This window comes from Geomonas silvestris (assembly GCF_014193515.1).
Taxonomy (GTDB): domain Bacteria; phylum Desulfobacterota; class Desulfuromonadia; order Geobacterales; family Geobacteraceae; genus Geomonas; species Geomonas silvestris.
On sequence record NZ_BLXX01000006.1, the window covers coordinates 64,348 to 78,351 of the forward strand.

General features: G+C 60.7%; 12 protein-coding genes. 10 read left to right on the forward strand and 2 right to left on the reverse strand.

The window, feature by feature from the left end; translation table 11 throughout:
• The first annotated feature begins 62 nt into the window (after nt 1-62).
• The 7 genes from nifD to GMST_RS11330 all read left to right on the forward strand — a co-directional run bounded on the left by nifD (nt 63) and on the right by GMST_RS11330 (nt 8,601).
• Nucleotides 63-1,502 (forward strand): nitrogenase molybdenum-iron protein alpha chain, encoded by a 1,440-nt coding sequence (nifD, locus tag GMST_RS11300; RefSeq protein ID WP_183354767.1) that lies wholly within the window; start codon nt 63-65, stop codon nt 1,500-1,502.
• A gap of 214 nt (nt 1,503-1,716) precedes the next feature.
• The gene (nifK, locus tag GMST_RS11305) at nt 1,717-3,180 is read left to right on the forward strand and encodes a nitrogenase molybdenum-iron protein subunit beta (RefSeq protein ID WP_183354768.1); all 1,464 of its coding nucleotides are present in this window, start codon (nt 1,717-1,719) and stop codon (nt 3,178-3,180) included.
• A gap of 134 nt (nt 3,181-3,314) precedes the next feature.
• On the forward strand, nt 3,315-6,071 hold the full coding sequence (locus GMST_RS11310; protein WP_183354769.1) for a bifunctional nitrogenase iron-molybdenum cofactor biosynthesis protein NifEN: 2,757 nt from the start codon (nt 3,315-3,317) through the stop codon (nt 6,069-6,071).
• A gap of 259 nt (nt 6,072-6,330) precedes the next feature.
• Nucleotides 6,331-6,720, forward strand: a complete 390-nt coding sequence (nifX, locus tag GMST_RS11315; protein WP_183354770.1) for a nitrogen fixation protein NifX — start codon at nt 6,331-6,333, stop codon at nt 6,718-6,720.
• Nucleotides 6,721-6,984: 264 nt separating this feature from the next.
• Nucleotides 6,985-7,248: a ferredoxin III, nif-specific gene (gene fdxB / locus GMST_RS11320; RefSeq protein ID WP_183354771.1), complete on the forward strand. Its 264-nt coding sequence runs from the start codon at nt 6,985-6,987 to the stop codon at nt 7,246-7,248.
• A gap of 164 nt (nt 7,249-7,412) precedes the next feature.
• Nucleotides 7,413-7,742 (forward strand): NifB/NifX family molybdenum-iron cluster-binding protein, encoded by a 330-nt coding sequence (locus GMST_RS11325; RefSeq protein WP_183354772.1) that lies wholly within the window; start codon nt 7,413-7,415, stop codon nt 7,740-7,742.
• 67 nt (nt 7,743-7,809) lie between these two features.
• The gene (locus GMST_RS11330; RefSeq protein WP_183354773.1) at nt 7,810-8,601 is read left to right on the forward strand and encodes an NAD(+)--dinitrogen-reductase ADP-D-ribosyltransferase; all 792 of its coding nucleotides are present in this window, start codon (nt 7,810-7,812) and stop codon (nt 8,599-8,601) included.
• Nucleotides 8,602-8,709: 108 nt separating this feature from the next.
• Here GMST_RS11330 and GMST_RS11335 read toward each other — a convergent pair whose 3' ends face one another.
• Both GMST_RS11335 and draG read right to left on the reverse strand, forming a co-directional pair.
• The gene (locus GMST_RS11335; RefSeq protein ID WP_183354774.1) at nt 8,710-9,234 is read right to left on the reverse strand and encodes an SH3 domain-containing protein; all 525 of its coding nucleotides are present in this window, start codon (nt 9,232-9,234) and stop codon (nt 8,710-8,712) included.
• A gap of 687 nt (nt 9,235-9,921) precedes the next feature.
• Complete coding sequence (gene draG, locus GMST_RS11340; protein ID WP_183354775.1) at nt 9,922-10,836, reverse strand: ADP-ribosyl-[dinitrogen reductase] hydrolase; 915 nt, start codon at nt 10,834-10,836, stop codon at nt 9,922-9,924.
• A gap of 512 nt (nt 10,837-11,348) precedes the next feature.
• Here draG and GMST_RS11345 point away from each other — a divergent pair.
• The 3 genes from GMST_RS11345 to GMST_RS11355 all read left to right on the forward strand — a co-directional run bounded on the left by GMST_RS11345 (nt 11,349) and on the right by GMST_RS11355 (nt 13,931).
• Complete coding sequence (locus GMST_RS11345; protein ID WP_183354776.1) at nt 11,349-12,203, forward strand: radical SAM protein; 855 nt, start codon at nt 11,349-11,351, stop codon at nt 12,201-12,203.
• Nucleotides 12,200-13,006, forward strand: coding sequence for a GNAT family N-acetyltransferase (locus GMST_RS11350; RefSeq protein ID WP_183354777.1), 807 nt, complete (start codon nt 12,200-12,202; stop codon nt 13,004-13,006). The genes GMST_RS11345 and GMST_RS11350 overlap by 4 nt, the downstream gene beginning before the upstream one ends.
• Nucleotides 13,007-13,118: 112 nt before the next feature.
• On the forward strand, nt 13,119-13,931 hold the full coding sequence (locus GMST_RS11355) for an electron transfer flavoprotein subunit beta/FixA family protein (RefSeq protein ID WP_183354778.1): 813 nt from the start codon (nt 13,119-13,121) through the stop codon (nt 13,929-13,931).
• The last annotated feature ends 73 nt before the right edge of the window (nt 13,932-14,004 follow it).

Consider the following 14,004-nt stretch of genomic DNA (forward strand, 5'->3'; position numbering starts at 1 on the left):
CCCGAGCGAGCCTGGAGGCGGTGGCGGATGAGCCCCGCCTTCCAGAAGATAAGGAGCAAGCTATGTCTGAAGCGAGAAAGAAAGTAGAGGGGATCACCAAAGAATCGACCCAGGCCATGATCGACAAGGCCATGGAAATCTATCCGGAGAAGGCCAAGAAAAAGCGCGCGCCGCACCTGGCTCCCAACGAGGGCGAAGGCGCCTGCGTCAAGAGTAACCGCAAGACGGTTCCCGGCATCATGAGCGCCCGTGGCTGCGCCTATGCAGGCGCCAAAGGGGTGGTCTGGGGCCCGATCCGCGACATGGTGCACGTCTCGCACGGCCCGGTCGGCTGCGGCTGGTACTCCTGGGGCACCCGGCGCAACATGATGACCGGCATCAACGGGGTCACCCAGTTCGGCATGCAGTTCACCTCCGACTTCCAGGAGAAGGACATCGTCTACGGCGGCGACAAGAAGCTGCGCACCCTGCTCGAGGAGGCCCACGAGCTGTTTCCGCTGGCCAAGGGTATCTCGGTACTTTCCGAGTGCCCGGTAGGCCTTATCGGTGACGACATCAACTCGGTTGCCAAGGTTGCCTCCAAGGAACTGGACATCCCGATCATCCCGTGCAACTGCGAAGGTTTCCGAGGGGTTTCCCAGTCGCTTGGTCACCACATCTCCAACGACACCATCCGCGACCACATCATCGGGACCCGTGAGTTTGCCGAGCCCGAGAGCCCGTACGATATCGCGCTGATCGGCGACTACAACATCGGCGGCGACGTCTGGAGCGTGAAGCCCCTTTTGGAAGAGATCGGCCTGAACGTGAAGGCTGTCTGGACCGGCGACGGCGAACTGGAGAAGATCGCGGCCACCCACAAGGTGAAGCTCAACCTGATCCACTGCTACCGCTCCATGAACTACATGTGCCGCGTGATGGAAGAGAAGTACGGCATCCCCTGGATGGAGTTCAACTTCTTCGGCCCGACCAAGATCCGCGAGAGCCTGAGGAAGATCGGCGATTTTTTCGACGAATCCATCCGGGAGAAGGTCGAGGCGGCCATCGCCAAGTACGACCCGATCATGCAGGCGGTCATCGACGAGTACCGTCCGCGCCTGGAAGGCAAGAAGGTGATGCTCTACGTCGGCGGTCTCAGGCCGCGCCACACCGTGAACGCCTACGCCGACCTCGGCATGACGGTTGTCGGTTCCGGCTACGAGTTCGCCCACGGCGACGACTACGAGAGAACCTCGGTCGAAATGCCCGAAGCCACGGTTATTTATGACGACGCCTCTGAACACGAGCTCGAGGAATTCGTCAACGAACTGCGCCCCGACCTGGTCGGCTCCGGCATCAAGGAGAAGTACCTGTTCCAGAAGATGGGCATCCCGTTCCGCCAGATGCACAGCTGGGACTACTCAGGTCCGTACCACGCCTACAACGGCTTCCCGATCTTCGCCCGCGACGTCGACATGGCGATCAACAGCCCGACCTGGAAGCTGGTGAAGTCGCCGTTCTAGAGGGATCCGATCCAAGAGATGTTGGCGTAACCACCGCGGCCGGTCCACAGGTCCCCTCCTTTGTAAAAGGAGGGACAGGGAGGATTCGCCTCGAAGGTAGTTGGCCAACTGACAAATGGCGAATCCCCCCATGCCCCCTGTTCCAAAGGGGGGTAAAGGCCAAACATTTCCCAGCCGCTCGACAGATTGGTCGGCGGCCGAAAGGAGTACACCCATGAGTGCAGAAACCGCCGTCAAATACGTAACCGAAACCCCGCAGGAAGACATCGATCGTGTCTCTGCCTGGATCAATACCGAGGAGTACAAGGAGAAGAACTTCGCCCGCCAGGCGCTGGTGATCAACCCGCCGCACGCCTGCCAACCGCTGGGCGCCGAGCTGGCAGCCCACGGTTTCGAAGGGTGCCTTCCCTTCGTGCACGGCTCGCAGGGCTGCGCCTCCTACTACCGCTCCACCTTCAACCGTCACTTCCGTGAGCCGGCACCGGCGGTTTCCGACTCCATGACCGAGGACGGCGCCGTGTTCGGCGGCCAGAACAACCTGCACGAGGCGCTGGAGAACGCCTACACCATCTACAAGCCCAAGATGATGGCGGTCTTCACCTCCTGCATGCCGGAGGTGATCGGCGACGACCTGACCGCGTTCATCAAGAACGCCAAGAACAAGAACATCGTGCCGCAGGAGTATCCGCTCCCTTACGCCAACACCCCGAGCTTTAACGGCTCCCACGTCCACGGCTACGATTCGATGCTGGTCTCCATCCTGCAGACCCTGACCGAGGGGAAGAAGATCGAAGGGCGCTGCACCGGCAAGCTGAACCTGATCCCCGGGTTCGACTGCAACACCGGCAACTATCGCGAGTACAAGAGGATCCTGAAGGAATTCGGCATCCCCTACACCCTTTTGGCCGACATCTCCGACGTCTTCGACTCCCCGCTGGACGGCACCTATCGTCCGTACCCCGGCGGCACCAAGCTCGACGATGCGGCCGACTCGATCAACGGCAAGGTGACCATGACCGTGGCTCCCTACGCCAGCGCCAAGACCTTCACCTGGGTGAAGGAGAACTACTCCGGCAAGCACGTCGCCCTGCCGACCCCCTTCGGCGTCGCGAAGACCGACGAGTTCATCCTGCAGCTCTCCAGGCTGTTCAACAAGCCGGTTCCCGAGTCGCTGAAGGAAGAGCGCGGGCACGCGGTGGACGCCATGACCGACGCCCACCAGTACATCCACGGCAAGAAGTTCGCCCTCTACGGCGACCCGGATTACCTCTTGGGCTACATCTCCTTCCTCTTGGAGATGGGCGCCAAGCCCTGGCACATCCTCTGCTCCAAGGGGAGCAAGAAGTTCCAGAAGGAGGCCCAGGCGCTGCTCGACGCCTCCCCGGACGGCAAGGGGTGCACCATCTACCTCAGCAAGGACCTCTGGCACATGCGCAGCCTTTTGGTGACCGATCCGGTCGACGCCATGATCGGCGACACCCACGGCAAGTTCGCCGCGCGCGACGCCAACATCCCGCTGTTCCGCTTCGGCTTCCCGATCTTCGACCGGGTGAACCTGCACCGCTCGCCGCTTATCGGCTACCAGGGTGCCATCAACATGCTGACCACCATCTGCAACAAGTTCATCGAGGTTAGAGACGAGACCTGCGAGGACAAGTACTTCGAAATGATGAGGTAAAAGGCGTTTCCGCCACGGAGGCGCGGAGCACACGGAGAAAACCTTTGGTTTGGTGTTGATTTCCTCTGTGTACTCCGTGCCTCGTGGCAACCTGTTGTTCTAGCCGCACGCTCTAACCACAAAGGAGTGGCCCCATGGCAAAACCGGATTGGTACGACGTTGAAGAATGCGCGACAAATGATGCGGGCGCTCCAAAATTCTGCAAGAAATCAGAACCTGGCGAGGGGACCGAAAGAAGCTGCGCCTACGACGGCGCCCGCGTGGTCCTCATGCCCATCACCGACGTGATCCACCTGGTGCACGGCCCCATCGCCTGCGCCGGCAACTCCTGGGACAACCGGGGTGCCCGCTCCAGCGAATCCCAACTCTACCGCCGCGGTTTCACAACCGAAATGCTGCAAAACGACGTCATCTTCGGCGGCGAGAAAAAACTCTATAAAGCCATCAAGGAACTGGCGGTACGTTACCCCGAGGCCAAGGCTATCTTCGTCTACGCCACCTGCGTCACCTCCATGACCGGCGACGATATCGAGGCGGTCTGCCTGGCGGCCAGCGAGAAGGTCCCCATGCCGGTGATTCCCGTGAACACCCCCGGTTTCATCGGCGACAAGAACATCGGCAACCGGTTGGCCGGAGAGATGCTCTTCAAGTACGTCATCGGAACCGCCGAGCCCGAAGTCGTCACCGACTACGACATCAACCTGATCGGCGAGTACAACATCGCGGGCGATCTGTGGGGCATGCTGCCGCTCTTCGACAAGCTCGGCATCAGGGTCTTGTCCTGCATCAGCGGCGACGCCAAGTTCGAGGACCTGCGCTACGCGCACCGGGCCAAGCTGAACGTCATCATCTGCTCCAAAAGCCTCACCAACCTCGCCAAGAAGATGCAGAAAAATTACGGCATCCCGTACCTGGAGGAATCCTTCTACGGCATGACCGACGTTGCCAAGGCGCTCCGGAACATCGCCCGCGAGCTGGACGACCGGGTCAACGGCCTGGAGAAGCGGATCATGCAGGACCGGGTGGAGCGCCTTATCGCCGAGAGCGAAGAGGCCTGCCGCGTCCAGTTGGCTCCCTACCGGGCCCGTCTGCAGGGAAAACGAGCCGTGCTCTTTACCGGCGGCGTCAAGACCTGGTCCATGGTGAACGCGCTTGCCGAACTGGGCGTGGAAATTCTCGCCGCGGGCACCCAGAATTCGACGCTGGAGGACTTCTACCGGATGAAGGCCCTCATGCACGAGGACGCCTCCATCATCAAGGACACCTCGACTGCCGGGCTTTTGTCGGTGATGTACGACAAGCTCCCCGACCTGATCGTGGCCGGTGGCAAGACCAAGTTCCTGGCGCTCAAGACCAAGACCCCGTTTCTGGACATCAACCACGGCCGCTCCCACCCGTACGCCGGGTACGACGGCATGGTCACCTTCGCCAAGCAGCTGGATCTCACGGTCAATAATCCCATCTGGCCGGTATTAAACGGCAAAGCACCCTGGGAGAAGGATGTCGCTGAGCTCGAGGCCGCCCTTATCGAAGCGACCGGCCTGGCCGGGCGTCTGGCCGCCGAGGAGATGAAGCTCTCGCGGGTAAAGGTGCCGGTGAAGAGCGCCACGGTGAACCCGCAGAAGAACTCCCCCGCGCTGGGCGCCACGCTTGCCTACCTGGGGATCGACGGCATGCTGGGCCTGTTGCACGGCGCCCAGGGGTGCTCCACCTTCATCAGGCTGCAGCTTTCCCGGCATTTCAAGGAATCCATCGCGCTCAACTCTACGAGCATGAGCGAGGAGACCGCAATCTTCGGCGGCTGGGACAACCTGAGGATTGGCATCAAGCGCGTCATCGAGAAGTTCTCCCCGAAGGTGGTGGGCGTGATGACCTCGGGCCTTACCGAGACCATGGGCGACGACGTGCGCAGCGCCATCGTCAAGTTCCGCCAGGAGCACCCCGAGCACGACCTGGTGCCGGTGATTCACGCCTCGACCCCCGACTACTGCGGCTCCATGCAGGAGGGATATGCCGCGGCCGTCGAGGCGATCGTGGAAGGGATTCCCGAGGGGGGCGCCACGATCAAGGGGCAGGTGAACATCCTGCCGGGCTGCCAGCTGACCCCCGCCGAGGTGGAGCAGGTGGCGGAGATCTGCGAGGCCTTTGGCCTTGACCCTGTGGTGGTTCCGGACATCTCGAACGCCCTGGACGGCCACATCGACGCCACCGTCTCCGCCCTGTCGGTGGGCGGGGTGAGCGTGGAGCGGATCCGCCAGGCCGGACGCAGCGAGGCGACACTCTTTATCGGCGACTCACTGGCCGACGCCGCCGGCATCCTGGAGAAGAAGTTCGGCATTCCCAGCTACGGGTTCACCTCCCTTACGGGAATCGCCGAGAGCGACCTTCTCATGGCGGCACTCTCCCACATCTCCGGCCGCCCCATCCCGGAGAAGTTCCGGCGCTGGAGAAGCCGGCTGATGGACGCCATGGTGGACAGCCACTACCAGTTCGGCCTCAAGAAGGTGGCCATTGCGCTTGAGTCCGATCACCTGAAGGGGATGACCAGCTTCCTCTCGGGACTGGGGTGCGACATCCAGGTGGCCATCGCTGCCACCCGGACCCGTGGCCTGGACGCCTTGCCGGTGGAAAACCTCTTCGTCGGCGACCTGGAGGATCTGGAGCATACCGCGGCGGGCGCCGACCTGCTGGTAGCCAACTCCAACGCCCGTCAGGCGGGCAAGCGGCTCGGCATCAATGCGCACCTGAGAACCGGCATGCCCGTCTTCGACAGGCTGGGCTCGCACCACAAAATGTGGATCGGCTACCAGGGTACCCTGAACCTGGTATTCGAGGTCGCCAACATCTTCCAGGCCAACGCCAAAGAGGCGCAGAAGCTGGCCCACAACTAGAGAAGCTGGGGCTGGCTTGGCCAGAGATGGCTGCCCCCTCACCCCGACCCTCTCCCGGCGGGCGAGAGGGAGTCTTCGGGAGTTTGTCAGAGATTGTGGTGGCCTGAGGGCTGCTGTGAAAACTACAAGAACGATGTCTTGCCTGCCTTTGATAGTCAGAAATCCAAATAACCCCTCGCCCGCCGGGAGAGGGGCAGGGGTGAGGGGGCGGCAGCTGGCGATCGGTAGCCAGAACCGCCACCAAGCCAAAGGAGCCAACATGAAAATAGCCTTTACCACCAAGACCGGCGAGATGATCGACATGCACTTCGGCCAGGCCGACTCCTTCCACGTCTGGGAAGTCGGCCCCGAGGAGGCCTACTTCCTGGAGACGGTGAGCGTGGGCGAGCACGGCAGCGACGAGGAGGACCGTATCTCGGCCCGCGCCAACATCCTCTCGGACTGCGCCGTGGTCTACACCATGCAGATCGGCGGACCCGCTGCGGCGAAGCTGATCGCCCGCAAGATCCATCCTATGAAGACCAACGTCGAGGTGGGCCTGAAAGAGTCCATCGAGCGCATGCAGGAGGTGCTGCGCGGCAACCCGCCGCCTTGGCTGCGCAAAGCGATGAACAAGGCTGAAGCCGGATCGTTCATGGACGAGGACTAGACCAGAAAAAAAGTTCTAGGTTCTAGGTTCTACGTTGATTGCATGAACCTGCGCGTGACGCATGTTGCCAGGTGATTACCTTGACGTACCTACCGGTTTAAGATGCTGCTCGACGCTGGGATGCTGGTGTCTGCATTCCCACGCTGGAGCATGGGAACGAGAATCAAAAGGTCAACGTAGAACATAGAACCTAGAACGCAGAACGGCTGTTAAAAAAAACAGGCAGTCTACCTGCCAAAACCCTAGGATAAAGGAGACGACCCCATGGCTTACATCACCGGTTTGACCAAGAGCAAGAAGGAGTGGACCCCGCAGTTCATCACCTCCATCGACGAGGAGGCCTGCATCGGCTGCGGCCGCTGCTTCAAGGTTTGCGCCCACGACGTGCTCAATTTCGAGGAGCTTGACGAGGACGATTCGGCGAAGATGTTCATGAAGGTGGAGAACCCGGGGAACTGTATCGGGTGCCAGGCCTGCGGCAGGACCTGCTCGAAGAAGTGCTTCACCTTCGCACCCGTTGAGGCTTAAAGGCTCAGGTTAAGGTTGAGGTCAAGGTTGAGTGATCGGCAAAGCATTTGGAGCTCCTCCCAATCGGTTCTGAAGCACCTGCGGTTACTCAACCTTGACCTCACAATCTGAAAACAGGGCTTTCTCAACCTAACCTCGATCTGCTCTACCTGGGGGGACATAGTATGCGATTCGCCGTAGCATCCAAAGATGGCAAAGAGATCAACCAGCATTTCGGCCATGTCGAGCGTTTCCTGATCTACGAGGTAGACGGGGACGAGGTGAGCTTTGTCGAAGAACGCGCTGTCGAGAAATACTGCCGTTTCGATCCCGACCACCCCTTGCGCAGCCATACCCTCAAAGGGACCGCAGACGTGCTCGCCGGCTGCCGAGCCGTGGTCTGCTCGATGATCGGCGAGGCGCCCAAGATCGAGCTGGAAAGGATCGGCGTGGAACCGTTCGTGGTCGAAGGCGATATCGCGACTGCCTTGCGCGACCTCGCCAAAGTGCTGTAACCTGCCAGCCGCAAAGAAAGGCGGCGCAGAGTATTAGCCGAGTCCTGTCACAGCGAGGTGATGGCCCATGCAGCAAACGTTCAATCACTGCAATCTGCCCCCGTGGGTCATCGCTTCCCGTCACTTCAACGACAATCCCCAGTCCCTGGAGATCCAGGGCGTTCGCCTGGCCAACCGTTTTTTCTTCAAAAAGCTCGACTCCATCGACTGCGCCGAAGAGCGCGCCTTGGTTTTCAACGACTACATGTCGGTCAAGTTCCAGTTGCACCAGTGGCAGCAGGAGACTGCCACCGCCCGGAAAAGTCTCAAGAACAGCTACCTGCGCTTCCTGCGCGGTTGGATGATGGACTCCAACTCCGTCGAGGGGGCCGTCTTGAAGGGATGGGTGGAAAGCCGCATGGGGCTGCATCCCACCTTCCACAACGTGCGCATCTCCGACATACACGATCCCGGCTACCAGCAGTTCGCCGTGGACCGCACCAAGGGGAGTGCCCGAACCTCCGCCATCAATTCGCAGTTGGACCTGCTCTACGAATACTGTCAGTACGAACTGGCCAAGCGTTACCCGGACCGGGACTGCCTGACGCTCTACCGCGGCACGTATGAACGCTGCGAGCACGACGTACTGGAGACCGTCTCGAAGCGGGAGGAGATCGTCCGGCTCAACAACCTGAACTCCTTCACCACCGACGAGGAACGGGCCTGGGAATTCGGCTACATCGTCTGGGAGGTCAAGGTGCCGCTGCCCAAGATCTTCTTCTACAGCGAGCTTTTGCCCAACTCGATTTTGAAAGGGGAGGGTGAGTGTCTGGTGATCGGAGGGGAATACCGGGTGAAGCGTCTGCTCTGTACGGTGTGACCGACGGATAGGGAGACGTGAGATAGTTTCGTCTGTAACGAGAAAGGCCGTCAAGACCGGGCATCCCCGAACCTGACGGCCTTTGCCGTATCTGGACCAGGTGAAGGGTTATTTCTTGACCTGTTTTTTGTGGCCCTTCTTCTTGCCGAGACTCATTTTGATCTTCTGGATTTCTTTGCCCATCTTGTCCATGTCGCGCTCGATGCCCAGAACGTTGAGCCGCAACTCGGTGATCTGCACGGCCAGTTTCTCGTTGGAAGGGACTTCCTTGGCAGCCGGAGCGGTTACCTGGAGGATCGGCTCGCTCTTGGGCGGTTCCGGCTGGACGGCAGCAGGGGGGGGGGAGGCTGCGCCGGTCACCTGCGGTGCGTTGGCGGTGAGGGCCCAACCGCCGACATAACCGGATACCCGGCCGTCACTGGAAGTCACTCGCACCCAACCGCCCGAGCACCCGCCCGAGGTGGTGACCTGCTGGTCCTTTTTGAGTACGGCAACGACGGGGGCCTTCTTGCTAGGGGATTTCCTCAGCCGCAGTTCCAGAGCATTCACGGTACAGATGGACTCCGCCAGGGCAGGCGCTGCAATTGCGGTCACTGCTGCTGCAAGTATCAGGGTGCGTACGGTTTGGTTCATTACAGCTCCTTTGGGAATAGTGCTATCGATATGTGTGCCGTAGTGAGTTAAGTCGGTGTTGTTTCTGTCACTGATTGTGGGGGACTGGCAGGATCCTGAGGCTCGGCCTCAAAGATTAGCATATGCTTGAAGAAATGCCAGTCCTTGATCGATAAGCAGGGTGAAGATGGACGACAAACCGAGTCGCATTTATTGCATAAAGCATCCTAATTAGCAATAGGTAAATGCCCGTTGGGGGAAGGCCCGTCGCGGCTCGTTGCCTTCGCAACTCGAAGCTTCACTTCGGCGTCACGAAACTTCACTTCGCGTCACGAAACTTCATTTTCGACCTGCCAGGTTGCATGTTGGACCCGCGAAGCGTCAGGCGGTATGAAAAAAACTTCATTTTTATCAAAAAAAGCTTCACTTTTTGAAAAAAAGCTACGTTTTTTGGTGCTGAAATCGCGCGGTTGCCTAAAAACAAAGCATTATCGGGGCTGAAAGCGATGTTTTTTACTCGAAAAGCTTCACTTTTTACAAAAAAGCTTCACTTTTTACAAAAAAGCTTCACTTTTTACAAAAAAGCTTCACTTTCTCCTGGGCACACCACGGCATATCGATAGTATGGTGTGCCGCGGAACGGCGGGTCCTTCCCAACGCAGGCAGTAGAGGGGGGAGTAGCGGGCTTGTGAATGCGGTTTGCCGGGTTCAGAAAGGGTGCAGGGCTCGGTAGAGTGGTGATAGCCGGACGAGTGCTTCGGCAAGCCTGGCGATCTCCTCGGCCTGCCGCCGGTCCAGTTTCTTGCGCCAGCGCGCCGGGATGCCGCCTTCGCCGTAGTACGCCCCGGCCAGGGCGCCCACGATGGCACCGGTGGTGTCGGCGTCGCCGCCCTGGTTCACGGTGTCGATGACGCAGGACTCGAAGCTGCGGTTTCTGAAGAAGCAGTGATAGACGGTCTGCATGGTATCGACTACGTAACCGGTCGCCAGCCCCTTGTACGGCTCGAAGCCGAACACCGGGAAGCGTACCAGCATCTCGTCCACCTCTCGGCGCATGCGGCTAAGGGAACGCCCCCACAGGGCAAGGTGGATCAGGGTACCGAAGTTGAGGCAGGCGGCGTCGGAGAGGGGATGGTTGTGGGTGAGGTGGGCCTGCTCTATGGCGCAGCGCTCGAGGCAGGCGGCATCGCCCACCGTGTAGAGCGCCACCGGCAGCATGCGCATGGCGGCGCCGTTGCCGCCGTCCCATTGGTTGGGCGGGGTCTCCAGCATCCCCTTCAACATATAGTTCCGGATGCCGCGGCGGCAGGTGTCCCCAACATCGATCGGCTTTGATTTGAGCCAGGTCGCAAAGTTGTCGGCAATGCCCTCCAGCGACCAGTCGCGCCGCTCCGCGATGCTGCGGGCGATGCACAGGGACATCTCGGTGTCGTCGGTAACCTGGCCAGGTTTGAGCCGCAGCCAACCGCCACCGACCATGTCTCGCAAGACCTGGTGCTTCGCCTTGATCTCGCCGCGGGTCATGAACTCGACCGGCGCCCCCAAGGCGTCCCCGATGGCGAGGCCGAGAAATGCGGCCCGGGCCCGCGACAGCAACTCGTCTGGATGAGGTGGAGTAACCATGTCCACTTGGCCTGCAATAACCACTCCCTCCCGCAGGCCCGCACCGCTGCACGCTCGGCAGCAAAACCGATCTCCCCATTTGCACAAAAAATAGTCGCCGGTCTGTTTACAGGGCAGTCTCGCTCGGCGCCAGGGGAATGTTGCATGTCGTGCCGACGCCTGGCGTGGGGCAGGCCGCACGGAAATTTAGCTCATGGCGACTGCGTTGCGCCGCGCCTTTGCAGAACTTTGCAAGTTGCCGAAATGAAACTGAAACCTGGCTGGTGGCTCCTGGCGCACGAACCAAGACAGGCGTGTCGTTCAGGCACGTCTCAGGCTCTTTCGACCGATGGTTTCCCAAAGTGGCATGCTCCATGCTGAAGTCCGGTTACTTGATACAACGAGGTATCACTTCCAGGCAACGAAGCCCGGCGGAAATTCAACCGCCGGGCTTTTTTTATAGGCTCTCAACGGACCTGTGGCTTGAAGTGTCAAGCGATGCTTTAAGGACAGTGCGACAGAGGAGGATATCAATGGCGACATCGTGCAAGAAAATGGAGAAGATCCAGGGGCATCCTTGCTTCGGCGGCAATCACCACAAAAACGGCAGGATGCACCTCGCCGTGGCACCCAAGTGCAATATCAAGTGCGGCTACTGTACCCGCAAACACGACTGCGCCAACGAGTCGCGCCCCGGCGTGACCAGCCGGCTGCTTACCCCCGCCGAGGCCATGGTCAAGGTGCGCGAGGTCATGGCGAGCCCCATCACCGGCCCCATGATCAAGGTGGTCGGCATTGCCGGCCCCGGCGACCCGCTCTTCAACGAGGAGACCTTCGAAACCTTCCGCATGGTGGGCGAGGAGTTTCCCCACCTGATCAAGTGCCTGAGCACCAACGGGCTTTTGCTGCCGGACCGGATGGCCCAGCTCAAGGAGATCGGGCTGCACAGCCTGACGGTGACCCTCAACGCCCTGGACCCCAAGGTGGGCGCCAAGATCTACTCCCACGTCTACTACGAAGGCAAGCGCTACTCCGGCGAGGAGGCAGCGGCTCTCTTGCTCATGAACCAGCTGGAGGGCATCGCCCAGGCGGCGGAGCTCGGGCTCACCATCAAGATCAACACCGTTCTGATCCCCGGCGTGAACGACGACCAGATCCCGCTCATCTCGCAGAAGGTGAAGGAACTCGGGGCTTTCGTGATGAACATCATGCCGCTTATCCCCAACGCGGATTTCGCCCACGTGGTGCCGCCCAGCCCGGAACAGATCGACGTGCTGCGCAAGGCCAACGAGAAGGTCATCGGCCAGTTCGCACACTGCAAGCAGTGCCGCTCGGACGCCATCGGCCTGATCGGCGAAAACCTGCAGCTGGAAAATCCGAAGCTATGAGCGGGTGCGGGGCGTTCCTGCACGACGACATCGATCCCTTTCTCGCCCTAGCCACAGGCGAAGGGTGGATCAGCGGTCGCTGGGAGTTCGAATTCCTGCTTGGTACCTTTCCGCAGGGGTGTCTGGTCTGGCGCGAGGCGGGTGAGACGGTCGGCTACCTGACCTCGGTGAAGTACGGCAAAAGCGGCTGGATAGGAAACCTCCTGGTGCAGCCGCAGGCGCGCCGGCACGGCATCGGCCGCGCTCTCATGGAACGGGCGGTTGCCGTACTTTTGAAAAACGGCGTGGAAACCATCTGGCTTACCGCATCGGAAGAGGGGGCCGGCATCTACTGCAGGCTCGGCTTTGCTCCCATTGACCACATCTATCGCTGGACCGGCCAGGGCGCCCCGCAACCTGGCGACCGGTCCGAACCTGTGGACCTCGAACACCTGCGGGCGGTGGACCGGGTAGGGTGGGGCGACCGCCGGGAAACGCTGCTGCAGCTTACCTGCTGCCGCGGCAGGCTGCACGCCAGTTCCGGCGGATTCATCTGCTGCCAGGATTGGGGCGACGCCCTGCAGGTCGGTCCCTGGAACTGTGTGATCGCCTCCCAGGCGCTGCAACTCTGGGACCGGATGCTGGTTCCAGGAGACCGGAAGATCTTCCTCGATGTGCCGGCGGGAAACTTTGCGGCACGGGAGATCCTCTCCAGCAGGGGCTTTTCAGTCAAAGGCTCCGCACAGCTTATGTATCTCGGTCATCATCCGCTCTACCAGCCCGGGAATATCTTCGCCCTTGCCAGTATGGGGAGCATGGGCTAGTGAACACTCCGGCGGCTTTTTTATGTCATCGATCAATCATATTGCCCGACGGATACGCGGATAAGCAAAACAGCCGGTATGTATCGGTGCAGATACTGTCAGGAGGTGCGCAATGCTTGTAGTCGCCTGTATCAAGCAGGTTCCAGATACGACACAGGTTCAGATAGACCCGGTGACCAATACGCTGATCAGGGACGGGATCCCTTTCATCGTCAACCCCTATGACAGCCACGCGCTTGAGGAGTCGCTTAGGCTTAAGGACAGCAACGGCTTCACCGCGGTTGCGCTTTCCATGGGGCCGCCCAACGCGGAGGCCACCTTGCGTAAGGCCCTGGCCCTGGGCGTCGATCGCAGCATCCTGCTTTCCGACCGGGTCTTCGGCGGGGCCGACACACTTTCCACCTCCAACGTGCTTGCCGCCGCGATCCAGCGTCTTGCCGAGCAGGACGAGATCGGCATTGTTTTCTGCGGCAAGCAGACCATCGATGGCGACACCGCCCAGGTCGGTCCCGGCATCGCGGTGCGGCTCGGCTTCACCCAGTTGACCCTGGTGGACCGTATCGAGAAACTCGACCTCGCCAAGAAAACCGTCACCGTGCGTCGCAAGCTGGAGGGGCGCTACGAGATCGTCGAGGCGCGACTGCCCGCCATGATCACCGTGGTCCGCGAGCTGAACCGTCCCCGTTACCCGACCGTCCCCATGCGGCTGGCCTCGGCCAAGGCCCAGGTGGAGGTCTGGAACAACGAGGTGCTGAAGCTGGACGTGAACAGTGTGGGCCTCAAGGGCTCGCCAACCTGGGTGAGCCGGATCTTCTCCCCGCAGCGCACCGAAGGGGAGATCCTGGGCGATGGCATGCGCGATCCCGTAGGGGCGGCCCTCCTCTTGGTGGACCGCCTGCTGGAAGAGGACCTGCTGGCGGTCTGACAAAGCCGGGTGCTGTCCTTGCCTCGACCCGAACATCCTACCAACCGTGCTTTGCCCGCCTCTGGCGGTCAGG

Excerpts from the sequence above, each read along its gene's own strand:
- nifD (WP_183354767.1), top strand. The coding sequence starts at position 63 with ATGTCTGAAGCGAGAAAGAAAGTAGAGGGGATCACCAAAGAATCGACC.
- nifK (WP_183354768.1), top strand. The coding sequence starts at position 1,717 with ATGAGTGCAGAAACCGCCGTCAAATACGTAACCGAAACCCCGCAGGAA.
- GMST_RS11310 (WP_183354769.1), top strand. The coding sequence starts at position 3,315 with ATGGCAAAACCGGATTGGTACGACGTTGAAGAATGCGCGACAAATGAT.
- nifX (WP_183354770.1), top strand. The coding sequence starts at position 6,331 with ATGAAAATAGCCTTTACCACCAAGACCGGCGAGATGATCGACATGCAC.
- fdxB (WP_183354771.1), top strand. The coding sequence starts at position 6,985 with ATGGCTTACATCACCGGTTTGACCAAGAGCAAGAAGGAGTGGACCCCG.
- GMST_RS11325 (WP_183354772.1), top strand. The coding sequence starts at position 7,413 with ATGCGATTCGCCGTAGCATCCAAAGATGGCAAAGAGATCAACCAGCAT.
- GMST_RS11330 (WP_183354773.1), top strand. The coding sequence starts at position 7,810 with ATGCAGCAAACGTTCAATCACTGCAATCTGCCCCCGTGGGTCATCGCT.
- GMST_RS11335 (WP_183354774.1), bottom strand. The coding sequence starts at position 9,234 with ATGAACCAAACCGTACGCACCCTGATACTTGCAGCAGCAGTGACCGCA.
- draG (WP_183354775.1), bottom strand. The coding sequence starts at position 10,836 with ATGGTTACTCCACCTCATCCAGACGAGTTGCTGTCGCGGGCCCGGGCC.
- GMST_RS11345 (WP_183354776.1), top strand. The coding sequence starts at position 11,349 with ATGGCGACATCGTGCAAGAAAATGGAGAAGATCCAGGGGCATCCTTGC.
- GMST_RS11350 (WP_183354777.1), top strand. The coding sequence starts at position 12,200 with ATGAGCGGGTGCGGGGCGTTCCTGCACGACGACATCGATCCCTTTCTC.
- GMST_RS11355 (WP_183354778.1), top strand. The coding sequence starts at position 13,119 with ATGCTTGTAGTCGCCTGTATCAAGCAGGTTCCAGATACGACACAGGTT.